The organism is Pseudoalteromonas luteoviolacea H33-S, assembly GCF_001625695.1.
GTDB classification, from domain to species: Bacteria; Pseudomonadota; Gammaproteobacteria; order Enterobacterales; family Alteromonadaceae; genus Pseudoalteromonas; species Pseudoalteromonas luteoviolacea_B.
On the sequence record NZ_AUXY01000001.1, the window covers coordinates 84,666 to 106,455 of the forward strand.

At 41.6% G+C, this 21,790-nt stretch carries 24 protein-coding genes; 14 read left to right on the plus strand and 10 right to left on the minus strand.

The window, feature by feature from the left end; all coding sequences use genetic code 11:
* Window positions 1–8: 8 nt before the first annotated feature.
* Window positions 9–473, plus strand: coding sequence for a GNAT family N-acetyltransferase (locus tag N477_RS00365; protein ID WP_063364173.1), 465 nt, complete (start codon window positions 9–11; stop codon window positions 471–473).
* A gap of 5 nt (window positions 474–478) precedes the next feature.
* Here N477_RS00365 and N477_RS00370 read toward each other — a convergent pair whose 3' ends face one another.
* Window positions 479–718: a Rho-binding antiterminator gene (locus N477_RS00370; RefSeq protein WP_063364172.1), complete on the minus strand. Its 240-nt coding sequence runs from the start codon at window positions 716–718 to the stop codon at window positions 479–481.
* 158 nt (window positions 719–876) lie between these two features.
* On the opposite strand from N477_RS00370, the gene N477_RS00375 reads away from it, so the two are divergent.
* Window positions 877–1,266 (plus strand): response regulator, encoded by a 390-nt coding sequence (locus tag N477_RS00375; RefSeq protein ID WP_063364171.1) that lies wholly within the window; start codon window positions 877–879, stop codon window positions 1,264–1,266.
* A 70-nt stretch (window positions 1,267–1,336) separates the two neighbouring features.
* On the opposite strand, the gene N477_RS00380 is transcribed toward N477_RS00375, so the two are convergent.
* Window positions 1,337–3,499 (minus strand): M3 family metallopeptidase, encoded by a 2,163-nt coding sequence (locus N477_RS00380; RefSeq protein WP_063364170.1) that lies wholly within the window; start codon window positions 3,497–3,499, stop codon window positions 1,337–1,339.
* Window positions 3,500–3,855: 356 nt separating this feature from the next.
* Between N477_RS00380 and N477_RS00385 the strand changes: the two genes are divergently transcribed.
* Both N477_RS00385 and N477_RS00390 read left to right on the plus strand, forming a co-directional pair.
* A complete protein-coding gene (locus N477_RS00385; RefSeq protein ID WP_063364169.1) occupies window positions 3,856–4,431 on the plus strand; it encodes a DJ-1/PfpI family protein in 576 nt (191 codons plus the stop codon).
* Window positions 4,432–4,532: 101 nt separating this feature from the next.
* Complete coding sequence (locus tag N477_RS00390) at window positions 4,533–5,081, plus strand: dihydrofolate reductase family protein (RefSeq protein WP_063364168.1); 549 nt, start codon at window positions 4,533–4,535, stop codon at window positions 5,079–5,081.
* Between the two features lie 20 nt (window positions 5,082–5,101).
* On the opposite strand, the gene N477_RS00395 is transcribed toward N477_RS00390, so the two are convergent.
* A complete protein-coding gene (locus N477_RS00395; RefSeq protein ID WP_063364167.1) occupies window positions 5,102–5,539 on the minus strand; it encodes a GNAT family N-acetyltransferase in 438 nt (145 codons plus the stop codon).
* Window positions 5,540–5,727: 188 nt separating this feature from the next.
* Between N477_RS00395 and N477_RS00400 the strand changes: the two genes are divergently transcribed.
* On the plus strand, window positions 5,728–6,231 hold the full coding sequence (locus N477_RS00400) for a GrpB family protein (protein ID WP_063364166.1): 504 nt from the start codon (window positions 5,728–5,730) through the stop codon (window positions 6,229–6,231).
* Between the two features lie 29 nt (window positions 6,232–6,260).
* Here N477_RS00400 and N477_RS00405 read toward each other — a convergent pair whose 3' ends face one another.
* A complete protein-coding gene (locus N477_RS00405; protein WP_063364165.1) occupies window positions 6,261–7,016 on the minus strand; it encodes an SDR family oxidoreductase in 756 nt (251 codons plus the stop codon).
* Between the two features lie 119 nt (window positions 7,017–7,135).
* Here N477_RS00405 and N477_RS00410 point away from each other — a divergent pair, with 119 nt between their 5' ends.
* Window positions 7,136–7,609, plus strand: a complete 474-nt coding sequence (locus N477_RS00410; RefSeq protein ID WP_063364164.1) for an NYN domain-containing protein — start codon at window positions 7,136–7,138, stop codon at window positions 7,607–7,609.
* A gap of 61 nt (window positions 7,610–7,670) precedes the next feature.
* On the opposite strand, the gene N477_RS00415 is transcribed toward N477_RS00410, so the two are convergent.
* The 3 genes from N477_RS00415 to N477_RS00425 form a co-directional block, all read right to left on the minus strand.
* On the minus strand, window positions 7,671–8,438 hold the full coding sequence (locus N477_RS00415; RefSeq protein WP_155731746.1) for an alpha/beta hydrolase: 768 nt from the start codon (window positions 8,436–8,438) through the stop codon (window positions 7,671–7,673).
* 112 nt (window positions 8,439–8,550) lie between these two features.
* Window positions 8,551–9,387 (minus strand): pirin family protein, encoded by an 837-nt coding sequence (locus N477_RS00420; RefSeq protein WP_063364163.1) that lies wholly within the window; start codon window positions 9,385–9,387, stop codon window positions 8,551–8,553.
* Between the two features lie 144 nt (window positions 9,388–9,531).
* Window positions 9,532–10,236 (minus strand): substrate-binding periplasmic protein, encoded by a 705-nt coding sequence (locus N477_RS00425; protein ID WP_063364162.1) that lies wholly within the window; start codon window positions 10,234–10,236, stop codon window positions 9,532–9,534.
* 220 nt (window positions 10,237–10,456) lie between these two features.
* On the opposite strand from N477_RS00425, the gene N477_RS00430 reads away from it, so the two are divergent.
* The 4 genes from N477_RS00430 (at window position 10,457) to N477_RS00445 (ending at window position 14,767) form a co-directional block, all read left to right on the plus strand.
* Window positions 10,457–11,788, plus strand: coding sequence for an ABC1 kinase family protein (locus tag N477_RS00430; RefSeq protein WP_063364161.1), 1,332 nt, complete (start codon window positions 10,457–10,459; stop codon window positions 11,786–11,788).
* A 310-nt stretch (window positions 11,789–12,098) separates the two neighbouring features.
* Window positions 12,099–12,776, plus strand: coding sequence for a M15 family metallopeptidase (locus N477_RS00435; RefSeq protein ID WP_081216629.1), 678 nt, complete (start codon window positions 12,099–12,101; stop codon window positions 12,774–12,776).
* A 209-nt stretch (window positions 12,777–12,985) separates the two neighbouring features.
* On the plus strand, window positions 12,986–13,582 hold the full coding sequence (locus tag N477_RS00440) for a hypothetical protein (RefSeq protein WP_155731747.1): 597 nt from the start codon (window positions 12,986–12,988) through the stop codon (window positions 13,580–13,582).
* A 216-nt stretch (window positions 13,583–13,798) separates the two neighbouring features.
* The gene (locus N477_RS00445) at window positions 13,799–14,767 is read left to right on the plus strand and encodes a phosphatidylinositol transfer protein (protein ID WP_063364159.1); all 969 of its coding nucleotides are present in this window, start codon (window positions 13,799–13,801) and stop codon (window positions 14,765–14,767) included.
* A 45-nt stretch (window positions 14,768–14,812) separates the two neighbouring features.
* Here N477_RS00445 and N477_RS00450 read toward each other — a convergent pair whose 3' ends face one another.
* Window positions 14,813–15,844: a M48 family metallopeptidase gene (locus N477_RS00450; RefSeq protein ID WP_081216628.1), complete on the minus strand. Its 1,032-nt coding sequence runs from the start codon at window positions 15,842–15,844 to the stop codon at window positions 14,813–14,815.
* 2 nt (window positions 15,845–15,846) lie between these two features.
* Window positions 15,847–16,893 carry a YjgN family protein gene (locus N477_RS00455; protein ID WP_063364157.1) on the minus strand — a complete coding sequence of 349 codons (1,047 nt, stop codon included), beginning with the start codon at window positions 16,891–16,893 and terminating at the stop codon, window positions 15,847–15,849.
* 180 nt (window positions 16,894–17,073) lie between these two features.
* Between N477_RS00455 and N477_RS00460 the strand changes: the two genes are divergently transcribed.
* From N477_RS00460 to N477_RS25530, 4 genes are all read left to right on the plus strand, one after another.
* A complete protein-coding gene (locus tag N477_RS00460; RefSeq protein WP_063364156.1) occupies window positions 17,074–17,946 on the plus strand; it encodes a GNAT family N-acetyltransferase in 873 nt (290 codons plus the stop codon).
* 103 nt (window positions 17,947–18,049) lie between these two features.
* Window positions 18,050–18,904 (plus strand): cupin domain-containing protein, encoded by an 855-nt coding sequence (locus N477_RS25525; RefSeq protein WP_081216627.1) that lies wholly within the window; start codon window positions 18,050–18,052, stop codon window positions 18,902–18,904.
* 88 nt (window positions 18,905–18,992) lie between these two features.
* Entirely contained in the window at window positions 18,993–20,009 is a 1,017-nt protein-coding gene (locus N477_RS00470; protein ID WP_063364155.1) for a tetratricopeptide repeat protein, read from the plus strand.
* A 40-nt stretch (window positions 20,010–20,049) separates the two neighbouring features.
* Window positions 20,050–21,096, plus strand: coding sequence for a GrpB family protein (locus tag N477_RS25530; RefSeq protein ID WP_081216626.1), 1,047 nt, complete (start codon window positions 20,050–20,052; stop codon window positions 21,094–21,096).
* A 39-nt stretch (window positions 21,097–21,135) separates the two neighbouring features.
* Here N477_RS25530 and N477_RS00480 read toward each other — a convergent pair whose 3' ends face one another.
* Window positions 21,136–21,741, minus strand: coding sequence for a DUF998 domain-containing protein (locus N477_RS00480; protein WP_063364154.1), 606 nt, complete (start codon window positions 21,739–21,741; stop codon window positions 21,136–21,138).
* Window positions 21,742–21,790 lie beyond the last annotated feature (49 nt).

Sequence of the window (21,790 nt, forward strand, 5' to 3'; positions counted from 1 at the left end):
GGGACCCTATGCAGCTAGTAGAGCTAAAGCCTGACGATCCTAATGTACAAGATTTATTCTCGGAAATAGATCGATTAATGAATACCCTTTACCCTATTGCCAGTGATCAATCGCTTGCTTTAGAGGAATTGAATCAGCCAAATGTGAGAGCGGTTGGTTTAAAAGATGAATCTGAAATTGTGGCATGTGGTGCCATTGTTAAGCAGTTTGATAAAACCTTGTATGGTGAAATTAAACGTCTCTATGTTAAGCCTAGTTATCGTGGTAAAGGGTTGTCGAAGCGTATCATGCAAATTTTATTGCATTACGCGGGTGATGCTCAAATACCGCTGATCCGTTTAGAGACAGGTGTGAAGCAAGAAGAGTCAATTAAACTGTATGAATCTTTAGGCTTTGACCGCTGTGAGCGATTTGGTTTATACAGAGATAACCCTTTGAGTGTGTTTATGTCTTTATCTCTTAAATCTGAGTAAGCCGTTTAGCTAAATCGAATGGTTTCAAAAAAAGGATTTTGAGTCACAGCTGTCAGCTCTTTTATGGCATCTAACTCAATCATGACTTCTTCAGAGCCCTGTTCGATGACTAGACATTGTATTCTCTTTTCGTCGTATACAATGTCTTTTGCCCTACCCTCAAAGGCTTCAGTTTCTGTCTTAACTTTCAGTATGAAGTACTTCATACATGCAATTTCAATTAAGTCGCTTTGCTCACATTTCATTGCCAGTTCACGCTTTTATCTTCTTAAATCAACCATACCATAGCTGAAGGCCTTTTAGGATAGCTGTTTTTGTGGTTGTAAAGGGGTTAGACAAGCAAATAAAAATTGACTAGCTTTGTAGTTCGAAACTTATTCTATGCACGTAATAAGGACATAAGATGAGAATTTTAGTGGTAGATGATATGACATCAATGCGCCATGTCATGATTAATATGTTGAGAAATCTGGGCTTTGATAATATTGACGAGGCCACAGATGGCAAGCAGGCATTAATGCTCTTGGGCAAGCGTAAGTATCATTTGGTTATCTCAGATCTAAATATGCCACATGTCGACGGACTCACCTTATTGAGTAAAATTAGAGAGACACCACAACTGTCAAAAGTACCTGTCTTAATGGTGACGTGTGAAAGCAGTAAAGAACGGGTGCAGGCAATTTTATTAAAAAAAGTAGATGGATTTGTGGTGAAGCCATTTAATATGGCAACGTTAATTCAGCAGCTTAAACGCATTAATGTTTTGGATGAGCACGGCCAACTATGCAGTTAGTAGCCTGGGTGTGAACTAAGTAGAAAAAGGGCATATTGAATATGCCCTTTTTGTGGTCAAAAAGCCAATATTACTTGGTCTCTGGGAAACCTCTGTCGCGCATCAATGCACTGACATCTGCGTCACGACCACGGAACTTGCGATAAGCTTCAGCTGGGTCCATCGCATTTCTAACTGCAAATAAGTAGTCTACCAAACGTTTAGCAACGTCTTTATCGTAAAAACCACCTGGTGCATTGGCAAACGCTTCAGCAGCATCTGACGTCAGTACTTCTGCCCATAGGTAACCGTAGTAAGCGGTAGCATAGCCTTCGCCTGAGAAAACATGGCCAAAGTGTGTTGTTCTATGGCGCATAACAACTTCGCTAGGCATACCAATCGCTTCAAGTTGTGCTTTTTCAAACGCTACAGGGTCGCCAATTTTATCTGGATCAGTTGTGTGGAACTTCATATCCATAATGGCAGATGCCAAGTATTCAGTGGTTGCAAAACCTTGATTGAAAGTTGCAGACTCTTTGATCTTCTTGACTAAAGATTGTGGCATTGGCTTGCCAGTCTCATGATGAACTAAGAATTTATTGATAACTTCTTCGGTAGACAACCAGCGCTCAAGCAATTGTGACTGAAACTCAGTATAGTCACGTACACCTGCGTTTGAACTTGGGTATTTCACGTTTGAAGAGAGCGCGTGTAGTGAGTGACCAAACTCATGGAAATAAGTTTCTGCATCGCTCCATGATACAAGTGTTGCTTTGTCTTCAGGGCCTTTAACGAAGTTAGAGTTGTTGGTACTGAGTACATTAGTTTTGCCATCCATAGAAGTATGGCTACGGAATGATACAGCCCATGCACCAGAGCGCTTACCTTGACGAGCAAACGGGTCTAAATACCATAAACCAATATGCTTACCTGTTGTTTTATCTGTGACTTCCCATACCTTTACATCTTCATGATAAACTGGCACAGAGCCGTCTTCAATAGGTGAAAACTCATAGTTAAATAGTCGGCCTGCAACATAGAACATCGCATCAGTGAGCTTGTCTAATTGCAAGTACTGCTTAATTTCATTTGAGTCTAGGTCATATTTTGCTTTACGTACTTTTTCTGCATAAAAACGGTAATCCCAAGGCTCAATTGTAATATTTGCACCGTCTTTATCCGCGATCGCTTGCATATCTGCAACTTCTTCTTTAACGCGTGCAATAGCAGCAGGCCATACTTTATCCATTAAAGCGATGGCATTTTCTGGGTTTTTCGCCATGCGGTCTTCTAATCGCCACTGTGCATAGTCTTCGTAGCCAAGCAGTTCAACACGCTCGCGACGCAGTTTTAGGATCTCTGAGATCACCGCTTTGTTGTTGTGCTCTCCTGCATTGTTTCCGCGGCTGTAATAGTTTTGCCAAACTGCTTTACGTAGCTCACGTTCAGTTGAGTAGGTTAAAAACGGATCCATTGATGAGCGTGTATTGGTGATCGCATATTTACCTGGTTGGCCTTTTTTCTCTGCTGCACTTGCTGCTGAATCAATAAATGCTTGTGGCAAGCCAGATAGCTGATCTTTGGTCAAGAAAGTGGTGTAACCTTCTTCATCTGCAAGTACGTTATTACCAAATTGTGTGTATAGTTTTGATAGTTGCAGGTTGATCTCTGCATAACGCTCAGAATTTTCGCCTTCTAAGGTTGCGCCATGACGAGCAAAGCTATTGTATTGACTCCAAGTGACGCGTTGTTGCTCTGGCGTCAATGTTTTAAATTCAGCACCTTCATAAACCGCTTTTACACGCTGGAATAGCGCTTTGTTTTGGTTACGTTTTGATTCGAACTCTGACATCTTTGCCATCACAATAGCTTGCTGCTTGCGCACTTCTGGTGAAGACAGGTTCGTAATATAGGTAACGAAATATGGGTACATGTTGTCTACAGCGCTTCCCGAGCGTTCAAGTGCTGCAATGGTATTTTCAAATGTAGGTACGTCAGAGTTGTTGACGATAGCATCAAGCTCAGCCAGTTGTTCGGCAAGCGCAATTTCAGCCGCAGGTACTAAATCTTCTAGCTTCATCTCGCCAAACTGAGGAACCCCTTGATAAGGCCCGGTATACTCTTTTAATAATGGGTTTGAGTATTGTTTTTTTACTTGTTCAACTGGTGCTGAGTCTTGTGAGCTAGGGGTCGTGCCGCACCCAGCTAGCGCTAAACATACCGCAGCGCTTAAAAATGACATTTTTAATTTCATAGTGTTCTCAGTTTGTTCGATTGATAATTGTGAGTCTTTACGTTGTAACCCTGACCAAATATTGGTCGCTATATCTGATGTTTTGGAGATACAAGCTTGCTATTTCGGGGACATACTACTGCAATACCGATAAAGTGCAAATTTGATCAAAGGTAAAAGTATTGCAAAATGTTTAGGTGATATCAGTCGGTGATTCTATCGCTCATAAGCCACTGTTTATCGAAAATTTAGTGAAATTTTTTATTTTCAAATGTTTAAATTTAATAAATTTTAATTGCTTTCATAAAACTTTCCCTTGATTGTTGGTTAAAATTGATCCACTTTAATGACACATACTACAAACCCGTGATGACATCATGGAAATTGGTATTTTTATATACAATGGCGTCGAGTCTATGGACTTTTGTGGTCCGCTCGAAGTGTTTACAACTGCCTCTCGTATTTCAAAACGTCCCATTAATGTCAGCTTAATTGCACCAAGCAACTCGCCAATTAGAGCGCGTGGCGACTTATCGATAAATCCTCACTTTTGCATACATGGCCATCCAAGGTTTGATTTATTGATTGTCGCTGGTGGCAAGCTTGACCGAGTGATAGATAATCAAGCGGTATTAGATTGGTTAGCTGAAACCGCAACGCATACTCGGCACTGTGCTTCAATATGCAGTGGTGTTTTTTTGTTTGCAAAAGCGGGTTTAATTGAAGGAAAAACTGTCACAACCCACTGGCAATGCATTGAAGAGTTAAGTCAAAAGTACCCTCACCTATCTGTGATCAATGACAAACGATTCGTCACAGATCAAAATTTTACTAGCTCAGCGGGCGTGGCTTCTGGTATCGATATGAGCCTGGATATGGTGAAAAAAAGGTTCGGTTTTGATGTGGCGAGGAAAACGGCCCACCAAATGGATTATTTGTGGTCTGAACTATAAACTGCTTGAGCGCTTTTTTACTAAAAACTGTATCAAAGCCGCTAATTAATCTAGACTTTTAGCCGATACATAATCATTGGCTAAGGCAAGCGGTTAAGGTAATGAAGACAAAAAACACAGTATATTTAGCACAAAGCTTAGATGGTTATATTGCAGATCAGCATGGCAACATTGATTGGCTCTCGAAAATTGACAACCCAGAGCATAGCGATTTGGGATTTGGTAACTTCATGGCTGACATAGATGCAATTGTGATGGGCAAAAATACCTTCGAGCAAGTAATGCGTTATGGCCAATGGCCTTATGACAAACCTGTATTTGTGCTGAGTCAGTCTCTTGAAAAGTTGCCAGAGCAAAGTAAAGGCAAAGCTTATTTAGTATGTGCCAGTGAGCAAGAAGTCGTATCTCAACTGCATCAGTTGGGCCATTACCGACTTTATATAGATGGTGGAAAATTGGTGCAAAGCTTTTTAACTAAAGGTCTGATCGACGAGTTAATTGTGCTCACTGTACCTGTGGTTTTGGGACAAGGTTTAAAGTGGTTACCAAGTGAACCTTTGCAAGGAAAGATAAGCTTGCTTGCGACGTCTGTGTTGATAGGGCAATTAGTGCAGTCACATTATCAAATTGAAAAGCTCCCCTTGGTGTAAAGGGGGCTGACAGTCTCTATCTAGCCGTCAAACTTAGGTAATAACATCATGTGGTACTCAAACTCATCTTCGGCATGTACTACAAAGCCGAGTTTGTGATAAAAGCGTTTAGCCGGGTTTTGTTTTAGTACACTCAAACGCGTTGGAAGATGTGGGTATTGGCCTAAAAGCTGTTTGAGTATGGCACAGCCAAAACCTTTATTTTGAAATTGCGGCAACACTTGTATTTGCATAATCTCAAGACTGAGCACAGTGACCTTGTATCTAAGACAGCCTACTTTTTTATTGTTTACGTAAACGATATTGGCATACTGATAGTGTTCTTCTAGGCGACTTAGATGAGCTTCTTGAGATAAGAAGATCCCTTGCCGCTCTAAATGTTCTGTCATTGTTTGCATGCGTAAAGACAGCAGAAAGTCTTTGTCTGACTCTGTGGCGACCTGAAGTATGATATTCATATTCACCTCTGTGCTAAGAAAGCGTTGTCTTGCAAAGTATGATTACCTCTACATAAACACATTACGAAATAAAAGTGACAAAATTTGGAGAGCTGGTCTATTTTGACTTTAAATTAGCTGGCGGGTATGAGCGAGCTAAACATAAGGATATGTTTTGCGTCTTGTCATTAGAGTAATAAGGAGAAAAGATGAATATAGCGCTCGTCAACTATGATGAAACTTGGCCCAGTCAATTTAAAAAGGAACGCGATCGACTCCAATTATTGATTGCACCTTGGATGGAAGGTGACATTGAACATGTTGGCAGTACATCTGTCCCTGGCATGATTGCGAAACCCATTATTGATATTATGGTTGGGGTAAATAACTTAAAAGATGCACGTGGCGCGATTGATGTGCTGAGTAACAATGGATATTGCTATTACCCATATAAACCTGAGCAAATGCATTGGTTTTGTCGCCCCTCGCCAGAGTTTAGAACGCATCATGTGCATTTGATCCCCTACCAAAGCCCGCTTTGGTTTGAGCGCATTAATTTTAGAGATATTCTACGCACGAACGCTAAGGTGGCTGGGCAGTACGCACATTTAAAGCAAACACTAGCGCAAACTCATCGTCATAACCGAGAGATCTATACACAACAAAAATGGCCCTTTATTGAGAAAGTATTGGCTTCCGTGAGCTCTTCATGATGAAAAGCCCTTTGTGTTTATCGCGAGGTTCATCGCGTGATAAAGCCGCCATTTACAAACAGCGTTTGGCCTGTTGTCCATTGAGACTGAGGTGAAGCGAGAAACGCGACGGTTGGTACAATGTCATCTATGGCGCCAAGTCGCTGAGAAACACTCGCGGCACTTAAATAAGCCACAGATTCAGGAGTTTCTTGTTGGTGGAAAAAATCAGTATCAATGGGACCTGGGCAAACTAAATTGACTGTGATCCCCCTATTGCCGATTTCTTTGGCAAGCGCTCTGGTAAATTGTTCGAGCGGTGCCTTAGAGCCTGCATAGAGCGAGTAATCGCCAGTAAATGCCCCTAACAATGATGTACCCATGTTGATGATTCTGCCATTGTCTTCAAGGGTTTTGGCCGCTTCTTGCATGACAAAAAAAGCACCTTTGCAGTTGATATTAAATAAGTTATCAAAATCGCTTTCACAATAGTCAACAAATGCTTTTTTGATCACATTACCGGCATTATTAATAACGATATCAATGCGGCCAAATGCTTCTAATGTTTGTAAAAAGAGATTTGTAACATGGGAGGTGTTGGTAAGGTCGCCTTGGACTATCAGTGCTTTTTGTCCAAGCGTTTGAATATGTGCCGCTGTTTTTTCTGCTTCACGCAGTGTATTGTCACTGTGATAGTGTATGACGATGTTGCATCCTTTTGATGCTAAATTGATAGCGAATGCCTGCCCCATGTTTTTAGCGCCGCCAGTGATCAATGCAACCTTACCTTGTAATTCTTCATCCATACGTTATTCCTTTGCCATTTGTTTATCCTTATACACTATAGCTGCTTTGCGCATGGTCATTCGTTACATTGATGTTAGACTAAGGTTTTTATTCATCAGCGAATTGTCGAGAGAGCTTAATGCAAACTGTGAGCATTTTTGTGGACGTACAAAATATTTATTACACCACTCGGAGCGCTTATCAGCGTAATTTTGATTACAACCGTTTTTGGGCTGAAGCAACGCACAACCGGCAAGTAGTCAACGCATATGCCTATGCAATAGACAGAGGTGATGAAAAGCAGCGCCAATTTCAAAATATTCTTAGGGCCATCGGGTTTGAGGTCAAACTAAAACCCTTTATCCAGCGCTCGGATGGCACTGCAAAAGGTGATTGGGATGTTGGGATCACCATTGATGTGCTTGAGTCAGCTAAGGATTCTGACTTAATAATTTTGGCATCAGGAGATGGTGACTTTGATATTTTATTAAATACGGTATGTGATAAATATCAATCAGAGGCGCATGTGTATGGTGTACCTTCCTTGACCGCTGCGAGTTTGATGAATGCCGCCACCCAGTTTACCCCGATAGAATCTTCTTTGCTTTTATAGCGTTATTTGCCATAGGGTGCGGCGAAGCGCAACCTATGGCAATTGGAGCTATACTGCCCTTCTATTTTTCTGTTATTTTGCTCTGCAACCGCTGACAAGATTGACCATTTAAATGTGCTTTGAATAATGCTGACATTGATTTTTTTAGCCACATTGGCCCTTCATCTGTCATATCATTGTGCTTTGAGTAGGGAATTTTAACCACACACCCAGGGTACGTTTGCAATTCTTTTTCCGTGTACAAAACGCCCTTGTCTGCTGGAAAGTCACTGCCGCGAATGGAGAGCACAGAGACCGTTTTATTGCGTGGCAGTGGTACACGTCGATGATCAAATGTGACCAGCCCAGAGACATATGTTTTGCCTTGGTTGATTAACAGTGAGGATATATCTCCGCCATTGGAGTGACCAACGAGCAAGAGGTTATCAAAGTCATATTCTGGATAGTCTGTTGCCAGGGTTGAGCGCACAAAGTCCAATGTTTTTGCCCCTCGTTGCCAATTTTCTTGTCGAGTCTGGTATAAATTGCCAGTCACAGATAGAGGGGGATCAGCTTTTAGCTCATGGCGAATAGACACCGAAAGGTAGCCTTGATGCGCCAATGTATCACTGAGAAATTGATAATTTTGATGAGGTTCACCATAGCCAGCACTGATAAAAGCGACTGGGCACTGATTGTCTTTTTTGCAAAAAGCCGCATTGGTTGGCTGTTTAATTTCAATGGGAATAGATCTTTTTCTAGCTTCGTCGTGCAATACATTGATCTCGCTGCCACTTGCATTGGCATAGGTTGTTATTATCGTTATAAACGCGAGGACTGACTTTTTCACTGAGTTAATTTCCTTGTTAATTAAAGCGCAGCGATTATAGGCTGCACTCAATTAATAGTAAACATATGAAAAATATCAGTTTGTCACCTGTAAACGGGGTTGACAGTATTTGCTAAATATTACCAAATAAGCCAGCATGATAATCCCGGACCGCCTGCTGAATCTCGGCTTGGGTATTCATCACAAATGGTCCCATATGGGCAATGCGTTCGTTAATCGGCTGACCTGCAAGTAGCAAAAGTCCTGCTTCGTGCTCTGCTGTTTCCAAAACTATGGGTGTCTTTGGGTCTAAGGTAAGGAGATAACCAGCTCGATGATCTGTGTCTTTTAATTTGCCAGAGTGGATATAGGCAACGACTTTACCAAAGTGTGATAAATCTAAGCTTAAGGCACTATTAACTGGCAGAGAGATATCACTGATCGCGCCATCGCCTGCTAGTTGATTCAAATCGGAAGTAATTGTTTTGCCCGCTGTTTGCCACTCACCGGCCAGTGCGGTTAAGGTCGCTTTGCTATCAGTGGTGAGCGTCGGCAATGGGCGAGCACTAGAGTCTTGATATTTCGGCGGGTTCATTTTGTCTTTCGCTGGCATATTTAGCCATATTTGAAAGCCATGCATCCCCTGCTTTGCATCTGCTAATGGCATTTCAGAATGGATAACGCCCCTACCTGTGCTCATCCATTGCACTTGTCCTGCGCGGATGGCTTTTTTATTTCCCATTTGATCTTGATGCTCGAAACCACCCTTACGAATGTAGGTAAATGTTTCAATTCCTCGATGGGGGTGTGCTGGAAAGCCACCAATAAAGTCTTGTGTGTTGTCGGATTTGAGTTCATCGATCATTAAAAATGGGTCTATGCTTTTTCCATCAAACCCAGCGATCCGTTGTATTTTTACACCAGCCCCATCTTGCGTTGCTTGTGCTTTAGTTAGCCTTAAAACTTTCATAGCTGTCTCACTTATGTGTGCCAATAAGTGTAATATATCTCTCAGGCTAGTCGAATAAAATTGATAAAAAGAGAAGTGTTTGTTCTTATTTTAAGAATGTTGAATGTTGAATGTTGAATGTTGAATGTTGTACAAGCATCATGCTTATTGTTCTGTCATCACTTGTTTTTCAGCCATTTTAATGAGTCGTTCTAGCTCTCCGGACTTTTCCATTTCACTGAGTTTGCCGTTTACTAAAGGTACAAGGTGTTTTTGTGATTCGTGTATATAGTGATATAAATCAAGCTCGGCCAAGCTTGGGCCGTGCACGACATTGTTTATTCCTAGCTTCTTTAAATACATAACGCCATCCATTTTATTGGTGAGTGCCACATCTGCGAGTCCTTTTGAAACAAGTTTTAGTATTTGTTCTGTCGTATCCATATCTTCAACGTGTTTCATGCCTTGGGTGATGTTGTTAGTGTGCTTAACCCCTCTTACTTTAACGATATGATATTTATGTAGATCAGCTGCTGTTTTGATATTGACGTTACTGTCTGTTCGAACAAATACTGCTGTTTCAAGGGAATAATATGGTGTAGGTACTCTAATCGTTGTAGGTGTTTCATCACCGTAACTAAAAATGCGCATAATTTCACCATGTTTAAGCCCTGTTTGTGCCTCAAATTGTGCCCGCTTTCCTGGTAATGGCGTAATGGTAATTTGAATATTTAATTGCTTATAGACTTCAGTTAATACGATTCGCCCCACTTCTTGTTCAATGAGATAATTGATCGAGACAAAATGGTAGGTTTGGCCATATAGAGGCTGGGTGAATAGTAAAAAAAAAGCTGCAATCAAATACTTCATTGGCGACAGTGGGTGATTTATAAAACTACCCAAAGTATAGCGCAGAGCTTATTTAATAAAAGGATGTGCTTGAGCGTTGGGGGTAACGTATTGATTTTGATATACTCGGTGTGATCTCTCTATGCTTTTTGTATCACTGCGGTCACAATATTGATCCAAATAGCAAAAAGCAAAGTACCTTTATTGCGCACGCACAACATAAACTTGATTGGTTTTAAAAATGACAGATAAAAGTAAGCGGGTTCCATCCTCACGTATCTCTCGGTTAGCCCATTTGGGTGGATTGGCTTCTAAAGTTGCTTCTAATGTTGTGCTTTCTGGCGCAAAACAAGTGCTTTCAGGGCAAAGTGTAAGTAAAAAAGAGCTCCTCTTACAACCTAAAAATGTGCATGCAGTGGCAGATAAACTAGCCCACCTCAGAGGCGCTGCGATGAAGCTTGGTCAGCTGGTGTCTATGGATGCAGGCGATCTGCTACCTAAAGAGCTGGCTATACTGTTAGAAAAGCTACGTGCTGATGCTCAGCCAATGCCGCATAAACAGCTAGTACAGCTGTTAAAGCAGCATTGGGGCCCAAATTGGTTAGATAAATTTAGTCATCTAGAATTAAGAAGCTTCGCAAGGGCGTCGATTGGTCAAGTGCATGAGGCCACCACTGAGTCAGGTGAAAAGCTTGCTTTAAAAATTCAATATCCAGGCGTCGCAAATAGTATAGATAGCGATGTCGACAATGTGGCAATGCTAATAAAAATGTCAGGATTGATCCCGAAGCAAGTGGTGATTGACCCGCTTATTGAGGAAGCAAAGCAACAGCTTTTGGTTGAGACAGACTACTTTGCAGAGGGCCAGCGTTTACAAGAGTTCAAGGAAGGGTTAAAAAATTACCCTGCGTATCGTGTGCCAAATTTTTACCCGCAGTACTCGACAGGCAGTATTTTAGCTATGGAATATGTGGTTGGAAAAGAGCTGACGTGTTATGACAGTGCATCTCAAACACAAAGAGATAAAATTGCCACAGATTTGATCCGACTGTTCTTCATTGAAATGTTTGAGCTTGGCGCAATTCAAAGTGATCCTAATCTAGCTAATTACCTATATGACGATAAGATGCAACAGGTCGTACTATTGGATTTTGGCGCTTCTCGTACAATCAATATGAGCCTTGCTCAAGGCTATTGGTCATTATTGCGTGCTGGCCAAACTTACGATAAAGACGCTATGACTGACGCAATTTATGAAATTGGTTATTTTAGCGACGATATCGACGATGCCTATCGAGACATTGTTTTGGAATTATTTTTTATGGCAACAGAGCCGCTCAGAGCAAAACAACCTTTCGACTTTTCTGCAAGTGATATTGCAGCTCGGATCCGCGATAAAGGGATGGATCTTAGTACTCGAGAAAGGCAATGGCATACACCACCCGTTGACGCACTCTTTATACATCGAAAATTAGCTGGGTTGTACTTAATTGCAGCGAGATTGCGCGCCAAAGTTGAAGTGAGCGATTTGTTTTCGCAATTTATTAAGCCAACTGGCCAAGGGGCGGAGTAAGCGATGGGTTACCGTCGTGAAAAAGTCATCGTCCTTGAAAAATAATGCATATAGCATTTGTCCATCCCAAAAGTAGCTTACTTATAGCTTATGACATTACGTTTGAAATGCCGTTATAGAGTGTATGAATAAGTAAAAAAGTGTAAGTAAGCACCTACTTTAATCTTGGGGTGTCTCATCATCTCACTGTGTTCTACTGCCACGTAATTTACTGAACTGTTGAAATTACAAGTCTTTAGTCCATACTTCTTCCATAATTTCAATCCACACTGTGTTACTTGTTTTTAGTAAAGGTACTTAGAGGTTTTAAATGAAAACATCAGTTTATGGGCTGGTTTTGATCGCTTTGTCTGCTTCAAAGCTCTCTGCCACAGAGCTATCCACGGCAGAGTTTGTTGACATCACCACTAAAGTGCCAAATATCCACACAGAGATCCGCTATTTCACGAAAGATAACTTTGTTGGTGAAAAAATCGATGGTTATTTAGCGCCTAAATGTTTACTAAGCGCAGCGGCAGCATCAGGGGTTGCTTTAGCACAACGAGAACTCAACACATTTGGTTTGGGTCTTAAAGTATTTGATTGCTATCGACCACAGATGGCCGTTGATCATTTTGTGCGTTGGGCAAAGGATCTAGATGATACTAAAAACAAGGCCCGTTATTATCCTGAAGTGCCAAAAGATAAGCTTTTCGAGCGTGGTTACATCGCCGCACGTTCTGGGCATTCTCGTGGCAGTACCATCGATTTGACTGTTGTTGACTTAAAAACAGGTCGAGAGTTAGATATGGGCTCTGGTTGGGACTTCTTCTCAAAAGTGTCTTGGCCCAGTTATCAAGGTATTAGTACTGAGCAAAGAGCCAACCGTATGCTGTTATCGAAGGTGATGCATACAGCAGGTTTTAAAGGGCTTAAAGAAGAATGGTGGCACTTTACATTAGTTAATGAACCCCATAAAACGCATTACTTTACGCAACCTGTTCAGTAAATTTTTGCCGTCTGAAAACGACAAATAAGTATTCATTGTAAATGAGTGTAAAGAAATAAATACTTGCAAGTTATTGAAATTAATATGTCAAGCATATGACTTTTTATCAATGTGAAAATTTTGTGATTGATAAAAGACTTTTATTGCTTGATTAACTTACTTTCACCATTTAATGTACCTAAATAGCTTATAATTGTTAATATAGTGATATGTATAAGGGAATAGCCTGTGCAGTCGTACTGTTCATTGCATGTCTTCTTTGGGGAAGTCTGAGCAATGTATGTGCAAATGGAATAAAGCCTCATGCTTTAAGTGCTGCGAATGGCCATATGGAGCTCAACCTAGGGCATGCCACATCTCATCAAAACGAAGAACACTTTGTTATTAACAAAGCCTCAACGAATGCAAGAAAAGCACTATTTGATAATCATGAATATATCAGCCAAGCCTATGTAGAGTTTAACATTAGGCGTATTAAAAATTTGCAAGAGTCTGACTTAATTGCATTTTATGTTCCTCAACAAGCACGTAGTTACATGATCACCATTCACAGTATTGAGCAGTCTAAGCTAGGCAATCTCGTTGCATCTGGATATTTTACAGATGATAAATCACAGCATATTGTCCTAAAACTGAAGTTAGATGGGCGTTCAGTGGAGGGGAGTTTGCAGACTACCAATGGCGAATATTTGTTCCGTTCTCATGCGCAATATGGTTGGATTGCTGCGCAATATGAAGGTAAAAAGCAATATCTTAAATATCCAAATGAGTTTGCACACCCAGTTGACGTCATTGCTAAAAAGTAACTTTTAGTCGCTGTTTTCTACAGTACTATTCTTTTACGCCTGCTTTTTTTCCTTTAAAGATAAATAAAGTTCCAATTTATTCATGGTCTTATATTCGCAGTTTAATTCCTCACAAGAAATTTTTCGCTTGCTACTGGAAAAAGAAAATTTTTTGTTAATAATTTTGTAATGTGGAGTATTTACTCTTCGTGTGACAAAAATATGATGGAAACAAAAATGAAAAAATTGGGTTATATGGCATTGATTGCTGGTTTTTCTTGCGCAGCAAATGCGCTTCCTACCTGTCCAAATTTAGCATGGCTTGAAGCTAAGTTTACCAAACCTGACATGCCGACCACAGAATATCGAAACCGATTAAATAAGTTGATTACTTGGTTACCTGCGTTTCATATGGTACACGATGAAATCTCTGCAGAAGGACACGCTGTGACCGTCACGGCCAAGTTTGACTATGGGGCCGTGGCACATAAAGATTTAGAGTACGAAACCATCAAGTTTTATATTCGCTCCGAGCAAGACACTCAATGGCATTTCTTGGCAGACGCAGTGACTAACCGCGATGGCAAAGCCAGCATTTCCTTGCCAGCTTTACAGGCGGGACAATACCGTATTTATGCAGGGGTTCCTGCCGATAATTCTGGCGCTGAAGGTTATGTGACAGTGGTTCAAGCTGGTACACAAGCCGTGCTTTTCGATATTGATGGCACGTTGACTGAGTCGGATGCTGAGCAAATTGGGGATTATACGGGGATTGATCGCGCGGATGAAAAAGAGGGCGCATATTCGTTGGTGCGTCGATATCTGGATCTGGGCTATCAGCCTGTTTATCTCACAGCACGGGTTTACTGGTATGCAAAAGGGACAAGAGATTGGCTTAATTGGATGGGGTTACCGCAAGGCTTTTTGAGAACATCGCTGAGCAATGAAACGAGCTTATTTCGCACTGCTGAATATAAAATAGCGGAGATAAATCGATTGCAAGCGCAGGGGTTAGATATTGTTCGTGCTTATGGTAATGCAAAAACAGATGCTGAAGCGTTTATACGTGCTGGGTTAGGAACAAGTAATAGCTTTACCATTGGTCATGATGCAGGTCACTATGGTACAACGCCAATTGAGGTCAATAATTACTTTCAACATATACAAACGCAGGTGGACGATTACCCAGCTGCACTGTGTGAGTGATAGTGTGTATTTTTAATAGGGTAGGGCGGCTAAGTGTCTGCCGCCTTATTTCTTTTGGTATGTTTGCGCGTGTTTGATGCGCTCATCTAAGCTTGGGTGAGTAGAGAGGTACTCAAGCCAAGTTCCGTCTTCTTCGCTTGTGCTGTCCTGCGCTTCAGAGAGTGCTTTTAAGCGCTTTAAGGCATCGGCAAAATCTGCACTTGAGTGACCAATATGAGTTAGGCGTTGCAATGCAAACTCATCGGCTTCCCACTCCATTTTTTGTGAAAACTGGGCGCCCATAATGAGGTTGCCTGAGCCGATAATCAGTTCGAGTATGCCTTCCATATCTCCAAAGATAAAGCTCATAGCAATAGTGCCGGCAAATGCTTGTGCTGCTAATCGAATACTATGTTTGCCTTCAATATGGCCAATTTCATGTAAAAATACGGCTCGAATGGCATTGGGATTATCCTCCAAGGCCTTTATTAAGTCATCGGTTATCACTATTTGCCCATGAGGCAGTGCAAAGGCATTGGCACCAAAGTGCTCAGATGCATAGATATCTAGTTGATAACGCTCTTTTGACAGCGCAACGGCGGCTAAGGCTTCATCCCAAATGAGATGAATTTGGTTTCGTGTCTCTGGTGGTAGCTCTGTTGGAGAGAGGAAATTTTCCTCAATTAAATACATGGATTGTTGTCCCATGGTATCTACCACAGACTCAGGCACGTAATCTACCAACCAAACTGCTGCGCTAGGGACAACTTTAAATAACAGAGCGTAAATCAACAAAGGCGTCAGCAGCAGTGCTGAGAAGATCATGATGTAATGACCTTCTAGTTTTGCCATTCCCTTGTGCTTTTTATGCGCTGGCCACACAAAGTCTGCACTGTGGGGGACAAAGCGCTCACCGGAGGGAAATGATGCTTGTGTAGCGACGCCGGGAATTGGCGTCGACAAGGATAGGCTATCAAGTGAGCAGCGTACCGCACGATTTACATCGTAAGAAATATGTATTTTCCCATTGTCGAGCTGTGCTTCTACTTCGAAGGATGCACTGCTCGAAAATGGGTAGAGTTGGCCGCAAACACGCATTGCTAAGTCAGAGATACGTCTACATCAAATAGGTTTGATGCTTCATCACCCAAGGATGACTCTGTGTTATCCATGGTATCAATGATATTTTCAGCGGCGGGCATCATGGTGACTGCAGTCGCATCTGCAAGCACCTTAGTTTTTCGAACTTTCGCCCATGGGTATGCCAAGCCCGCGGTGAGAATAATGGCGAGTATATTTGTTACTTCAACGAAGGCAAAACGCGCCGCAGATAAATCCGAATGAAACAGTGCGACCTCTTTAATCTCGGCATTGTTAAAGACATGGTTTCTAATGATCGCTTGATAAATTGCTTTTAAAAGGTACATACAGACAATGTATACAGGTATCAAGGTTATCAGGACTTTGCTGGAGTCTTCAAAACTGGTACCAGCAACATAAAGCCCTAATGCAATAAAGGGAATTGCTACAAAAGAGCTTAATAATGTGATTAACAAGGCACTCAGGTATTTACTTGTTGAAAGCTTTGCAGAGAATGGTTTGTCACCAAATTGAATATTAGTGAGGAGGTATTCATCCATTTTTTTCAATGTCCAAGGTAGCAGCAAATACATGGTAAATACGCACAGCAGGGGCATGAGTAAAAATATCTTAAACGCACCGCCATAGCTGCCTTTAAAATTAAAGCGAACATTTCTAAAGCGCGTCATGCGCATATTAAATCTAAAGCTTTGGTTGATAAGCCAAGGTGCTAAAAGTGTGACCATGAGGGCTAATATTGCGCCTACTAATGGGAAGTAATGTGTAAAAAACAGGTATATCACCAATAATATTGATGCAATGATCCGGCCTTTTAAGATTTGCATTGGTGTTGCGAGGTATTCGAAACGGTGGTTATCGATATGTGTATTGCTAAAAAAATACTGTTTTGTTCTAACGGTTGCCCATGCTGAATAGACACCCAGAGTCACAATACTCAGCATTAGGTTGACGATCCAAATACCGAAAAAATCTTTTCCATTTCCAGTAAAGCGCACTAATGATGGTGTGCTTGCGCCTGATTGTAACGGCTTGCTAGCTATGTCCATATAATTATACTCCTTGTAATACCCAATTATAATACACTGAATGTTTCAAAAAAGGCAACGTATCGCTAATTTATATGCGAATATTTATCAATCAGAATTGGTTGTGGTTGAATTTCATATTTCCTTGATTAAGCTGTAGAAATATTTGACTGTAATAGATGATTTAGGTGAGGCGGGTAAATGGGAAAGGATGAGTTTGTGATCCGAGCAATGAAAGATGATGAAATAGACATTGCCATTGCATGGGCTGCACAAGAGGGGTGGAATCCGGGAAATTGTGATGCAAAAAGCTACGTCATAGCAGATCCGCAAGGTTTTCTTATTGGCTTACTCAATAATGAGCCAATCGCTGTGATTTCGGCGATTAAATATGATGACAGTTTTGGGTTCATTGGGTTTTATATCGTTAAGCCAGAATATAGAGGGCAGGGCTTTGGCTATCGTATTTGGCAAGCTGCTATGGCTTATTTATCTGGTTGCAATATCGGTTTAGATGGGGTGGTAGAACAGCAAGGTAATTACCGAAAATCAGGATTTGAGCTTGCATATCGCAATATTCGATATCAGGGGACATTTACATCAGAGTTATTGGCGGACAAGGCGGTAACCTTTGATGGGACGGTCTGTGACGTTGATGAACATCAGATCCAAGCCTATGAAAAGCCATTTTTCCCTGTATGTCGAGATGATTTTAACCATCAGTGGCGAGTGCAACCTAATGCAGATGCATTGAGCATAGTAAACCAACGTACTACTACTGGTTATGGTGTGATCAGAGCGTGCGAAGAGGGTTATAAAATAGGCCCACTTTACGCTGAGAATCTGGATACGGCAAAAGCGCTCATTGATGCTTTGCTTGGAAAAGTGACCGCAGCCACTAACGAGCCTGTCATTGCTTTTTTAGATACACCAGAGCCGAACCAAGATGCGGTATGGTTAGCAGAGTCATTGGGTATGACTAAGGTTTTTGAAACTGCAAGAATGTACACCGCTGATGAGCCCGACCTGCCAATAGCACAAACATTTGGTGTTGCCTCATTTGAAATTGGTTAGTAATGACCCTAGCTAAATACGAATATCTGTTTTTATATGAACGGAGAGACCCGTTCATACTTCACATCTCGCTCAACGCATAGAAGTAAATTTAAGGAATTATATGACAACACACAATGCGATTTTTGTTCTTTTTTGTGGTGGTGAAATCACATTAACTAATGAAGATTATGCGCCGTCCTCATTGCAATCTGAGGGATATATTCATGCGTGTACAGCTACGCAAGTAGAGGTTGTCTATCAGCGATTTTATGCGAACTTAGACTCGGTTAAGGTGGCGGTGATTGACCCGCGACGCGTTAACGCTAAGCTTGTTTTTGAAGCACCCTCTGAGCCTATGGACGCACATACGGGGTTTCCACATATTTATGGCAAGCTCAATCTGGATGCTGTTGTTGATATTGTTGATTATCAGTTATTTACCCATCAAGAGATCACACCAGATATTCTCGATGTACTTGCCCACTATCGATTCGATCGCTTACCTGTCGAGGGCACCTTGTATAAAAGTACTTGGCGCGCGGATAATGAATTAGGTGATAGTACGCCGGTCGGTACGGCTATGATGGGCATGTACTGTAGCGCCTTAAAAAGTGTGTCTTGCTTTCATCGCCTAACACATGATGAGGTTTGGCACTTTTATCAAGGCGATGCATTCAATCTTTATTTGCTCTACCCAGACGGAACATCACAAACAATCGTAATGGGCACTGACTTTTCAAAAGGTCAGCAAATACAGTGTCGAATTCCAGCCGGCGTATGGCAGGCAGGTGAGCTGGCACCAGGTGGGCAGTATGCATTATTTGGCTGTACGATGGCGCCGGGCTTTACTGGGGACTGTTTTGAAGCCGCGGATCATGATGCGCTTAAGCAAAGTTATCCAGAAATGGCTGCGGTATGTAATAGGTTAGCTATCAACAATCATGAAACAAAAATGCCCGCTGGGTTTGCTTCTTAATCCAGTATTCTCAGTCTAAAGTGAATTATTTGGCCTCTCGACTTTGTTCCTCTATATTCAATAGATGATTAATAAATAGGAACTTGAGTTGATAGGTCAGGTAGTATTTATTGCCGCTGGGCTGCTGTTTTCATCGCTACTTAGCGCACGTCCTTCGATTGAGCAGCAGATGGACATGCTTCAAGAAGCGCAAGATTATCTCACGGTTAAGCCGTCTCAGTCGCTGCACATCCTTGCCTCAATCTCTGATGTTGAGGCGTTACCTTTAGGACTTCAGATCCGTTGGCACGTTCTGCGTGTGAGAGCATCGGTGCCGACCAATCAGTTAGTGCAACTTGAGCAATCATTACAGGCGCTTTTTGCGTTAAGTACTCACTCTTACTTCAAAGATAACTTACCCAGTGTACTCAGTGCACTGGGCATTTGGCTGCGCCGTAAAGGGTATTTACAAGAAGCTGATATTAGCTTGCAATGCGCATTAAAGTACGCCAAAAATGCATCACAGCAGCTTACGTTAATTAATAGCAGAGCATTGGTTGCAAGACATATGGGTAAGTACCCAGACGCAATTTCACTATACAAAGAAGCGGCTCTATTGGCGAAAAAACAGCGCAATATATCCATGATGGCAACCATTGATAACAATTTGGGGGCGATAGCTTTAGATTTGGCTAACTACGATGAAGCTGATGTGTATTTTCGTGCTGCACTGGCTGGCTATCAGCGTATTGATAAGCGCTCAGGTCACATTACCGCAGGGACTAATTTACTGTTTTTATTTATTTTAAAAGACGAGATACTCAACTATCAGCGCCTTTATTCACCCATAAAAGCGCTGACGGACGGATTTCCTAATCAATCAAAAAAAGCACTTTTAACATGGATCCATGCTGCGTATATAGTTAAGCAGGGGGGTCATATGTCAGATCAAGCACGTCAAAACTTGCAAACCGCCTATTCACAGCTAGAAAGCCACCAAGTTAAATTATTGGTTGGTATGTATTTGGCCCCGATTGTGAAAGTTACGCTGCCACCGTTGCCGACACGAAAATTAACGCTATTTACAGCCCCGTGGTTTAAGCAGGTACAAGATTGTCGCTGGTAATGGCAAGATAGAATTTTTAAAATCCCCTTAGTTATATGTCATGCCAAGGAGCGTAGATGAATTTCATGAAATTAAAGAAGATTTACAGTGTTTATTGGGTGACTTGGCGGTTGATATTGATCACATTGGCTCGACAGCGGTCGTTGGGCTTGCAGCGAAAGACATTATTGACATCCAAGTGAGTGTAAAGGCCCTTGACACTCACTTGCTGGTTGCTGCATTTCAAAAAGGCGGATATATCTATCGTGGTGATATTACGCATGACAATTTGATTGGTTATAAGGACCAAGATAAAGAAATACAAAAGCTATACTTTCGTGAACCTGAAGGGGCTAGACAAACCCACATACACGTTAGGGAAGTTGGTCGCGTCAACCAAGCATATGCGTTACTGTTTCGTGATTTCTTACGTAATAATGAAGCCATTGCGATGGCTTATGAAAAAATTAAAAGGTCTCTTGCGAAGCGTTTTCCGAATGATATAGACGCATATTATGAAATCAAAGATCCTTATATGGATACGCTTTTTTGTGCTGCGAATTTGCTAAACGTCAAAAATGAGACAAGAGAAAATTTAAAAAATCAGGATGTTAATATGGATATAAAAACAGATTGGCTCGAAATCAAAAGGTTATTTAGGTGTTCATTTAAATCGTCATTTCACTATGCGATTGCAACAGTAAAAGACGATGGCAGTCCACACATTACCCCTATCGGCTCATTGACCCTAACGGAGGCAGGGAAGGGCTATTATTTTGAAAAATTTACTTCTCAGTTGCCTAAGTCGGCTCGTACACATGAGCGGGTGTGTATTTTAGCGGTGAATGGCAGCATGTGGTATTGGCTCAAGTCATTACTTAAAGGTGAGTTTGGCACTCGACCTGCCGTTAGATTATATGGCACTTTAGGCGACTTACGAGATGCGACGGAGAGTGAAAAAGCGCGTTTTCAAAGGCGAGTAAGTAAAACCCGCTTTACGCGAGGATATAAGTTATTGTGGAAGAATATGTCTAAAGTGCGTGAGATCGAGTTTGATAAAGCCGAGCAAGTTAAGATTGGAGCAATGACCAAGCTGTTTTTCAACTAGTTGGTCAAACCTCTGCACAGACAGTGCAGAGGTCACGTATTAATTGGCTACCCATAACATAATAGATAACGCAGCCAGCCAAATGAGTTTGATCCAGTAAGATAAGCGCTGATATAAACCGACTAGATTGGCCTTTTGTTTAAAGGTAAGTGCCATTTTATAAAGGTAATAACAGGCAATAATGACACATAAGCCGGAGAAAAACCGGAACCAAAGCTCAAACTGACTGAATATCATCAGCGTCGGAGCAATAAGCAGAGACAAAAGCATGATAAAGCCAGCATAAGAATGCACTTGGCAATTAAAACTCGGTGTTGTTGTGTAAGGGTCTTTATCCATAGGGAAAAAGCCTGCTACCCACGTACCAATACCGTGAACGATGATCAACCCGCCAACGCAAATTAACAGTAATGACTCGTGTGCATGTATGATAATGCTCCACCCAAATAAGCAAAATAAAACGCCTAAGGGGTAATTGTTGATAAGTGGAGATAGTTTCTCTGTTGGGCTACCAGCTGCACCCAGTTCACTGCAAAATTGGGTTTTATGATTGTAGTTTGGGTAATAACGAGCGGCGATATACACCCCTAGCGTGATCCAGATTGTGGCAAATAAGCCACTAAGCAGCACGACACTGCCATCCATAAAGCACTCCTTTTTATTCACTGTGGTTATGTTGAAAATAAACTACGTG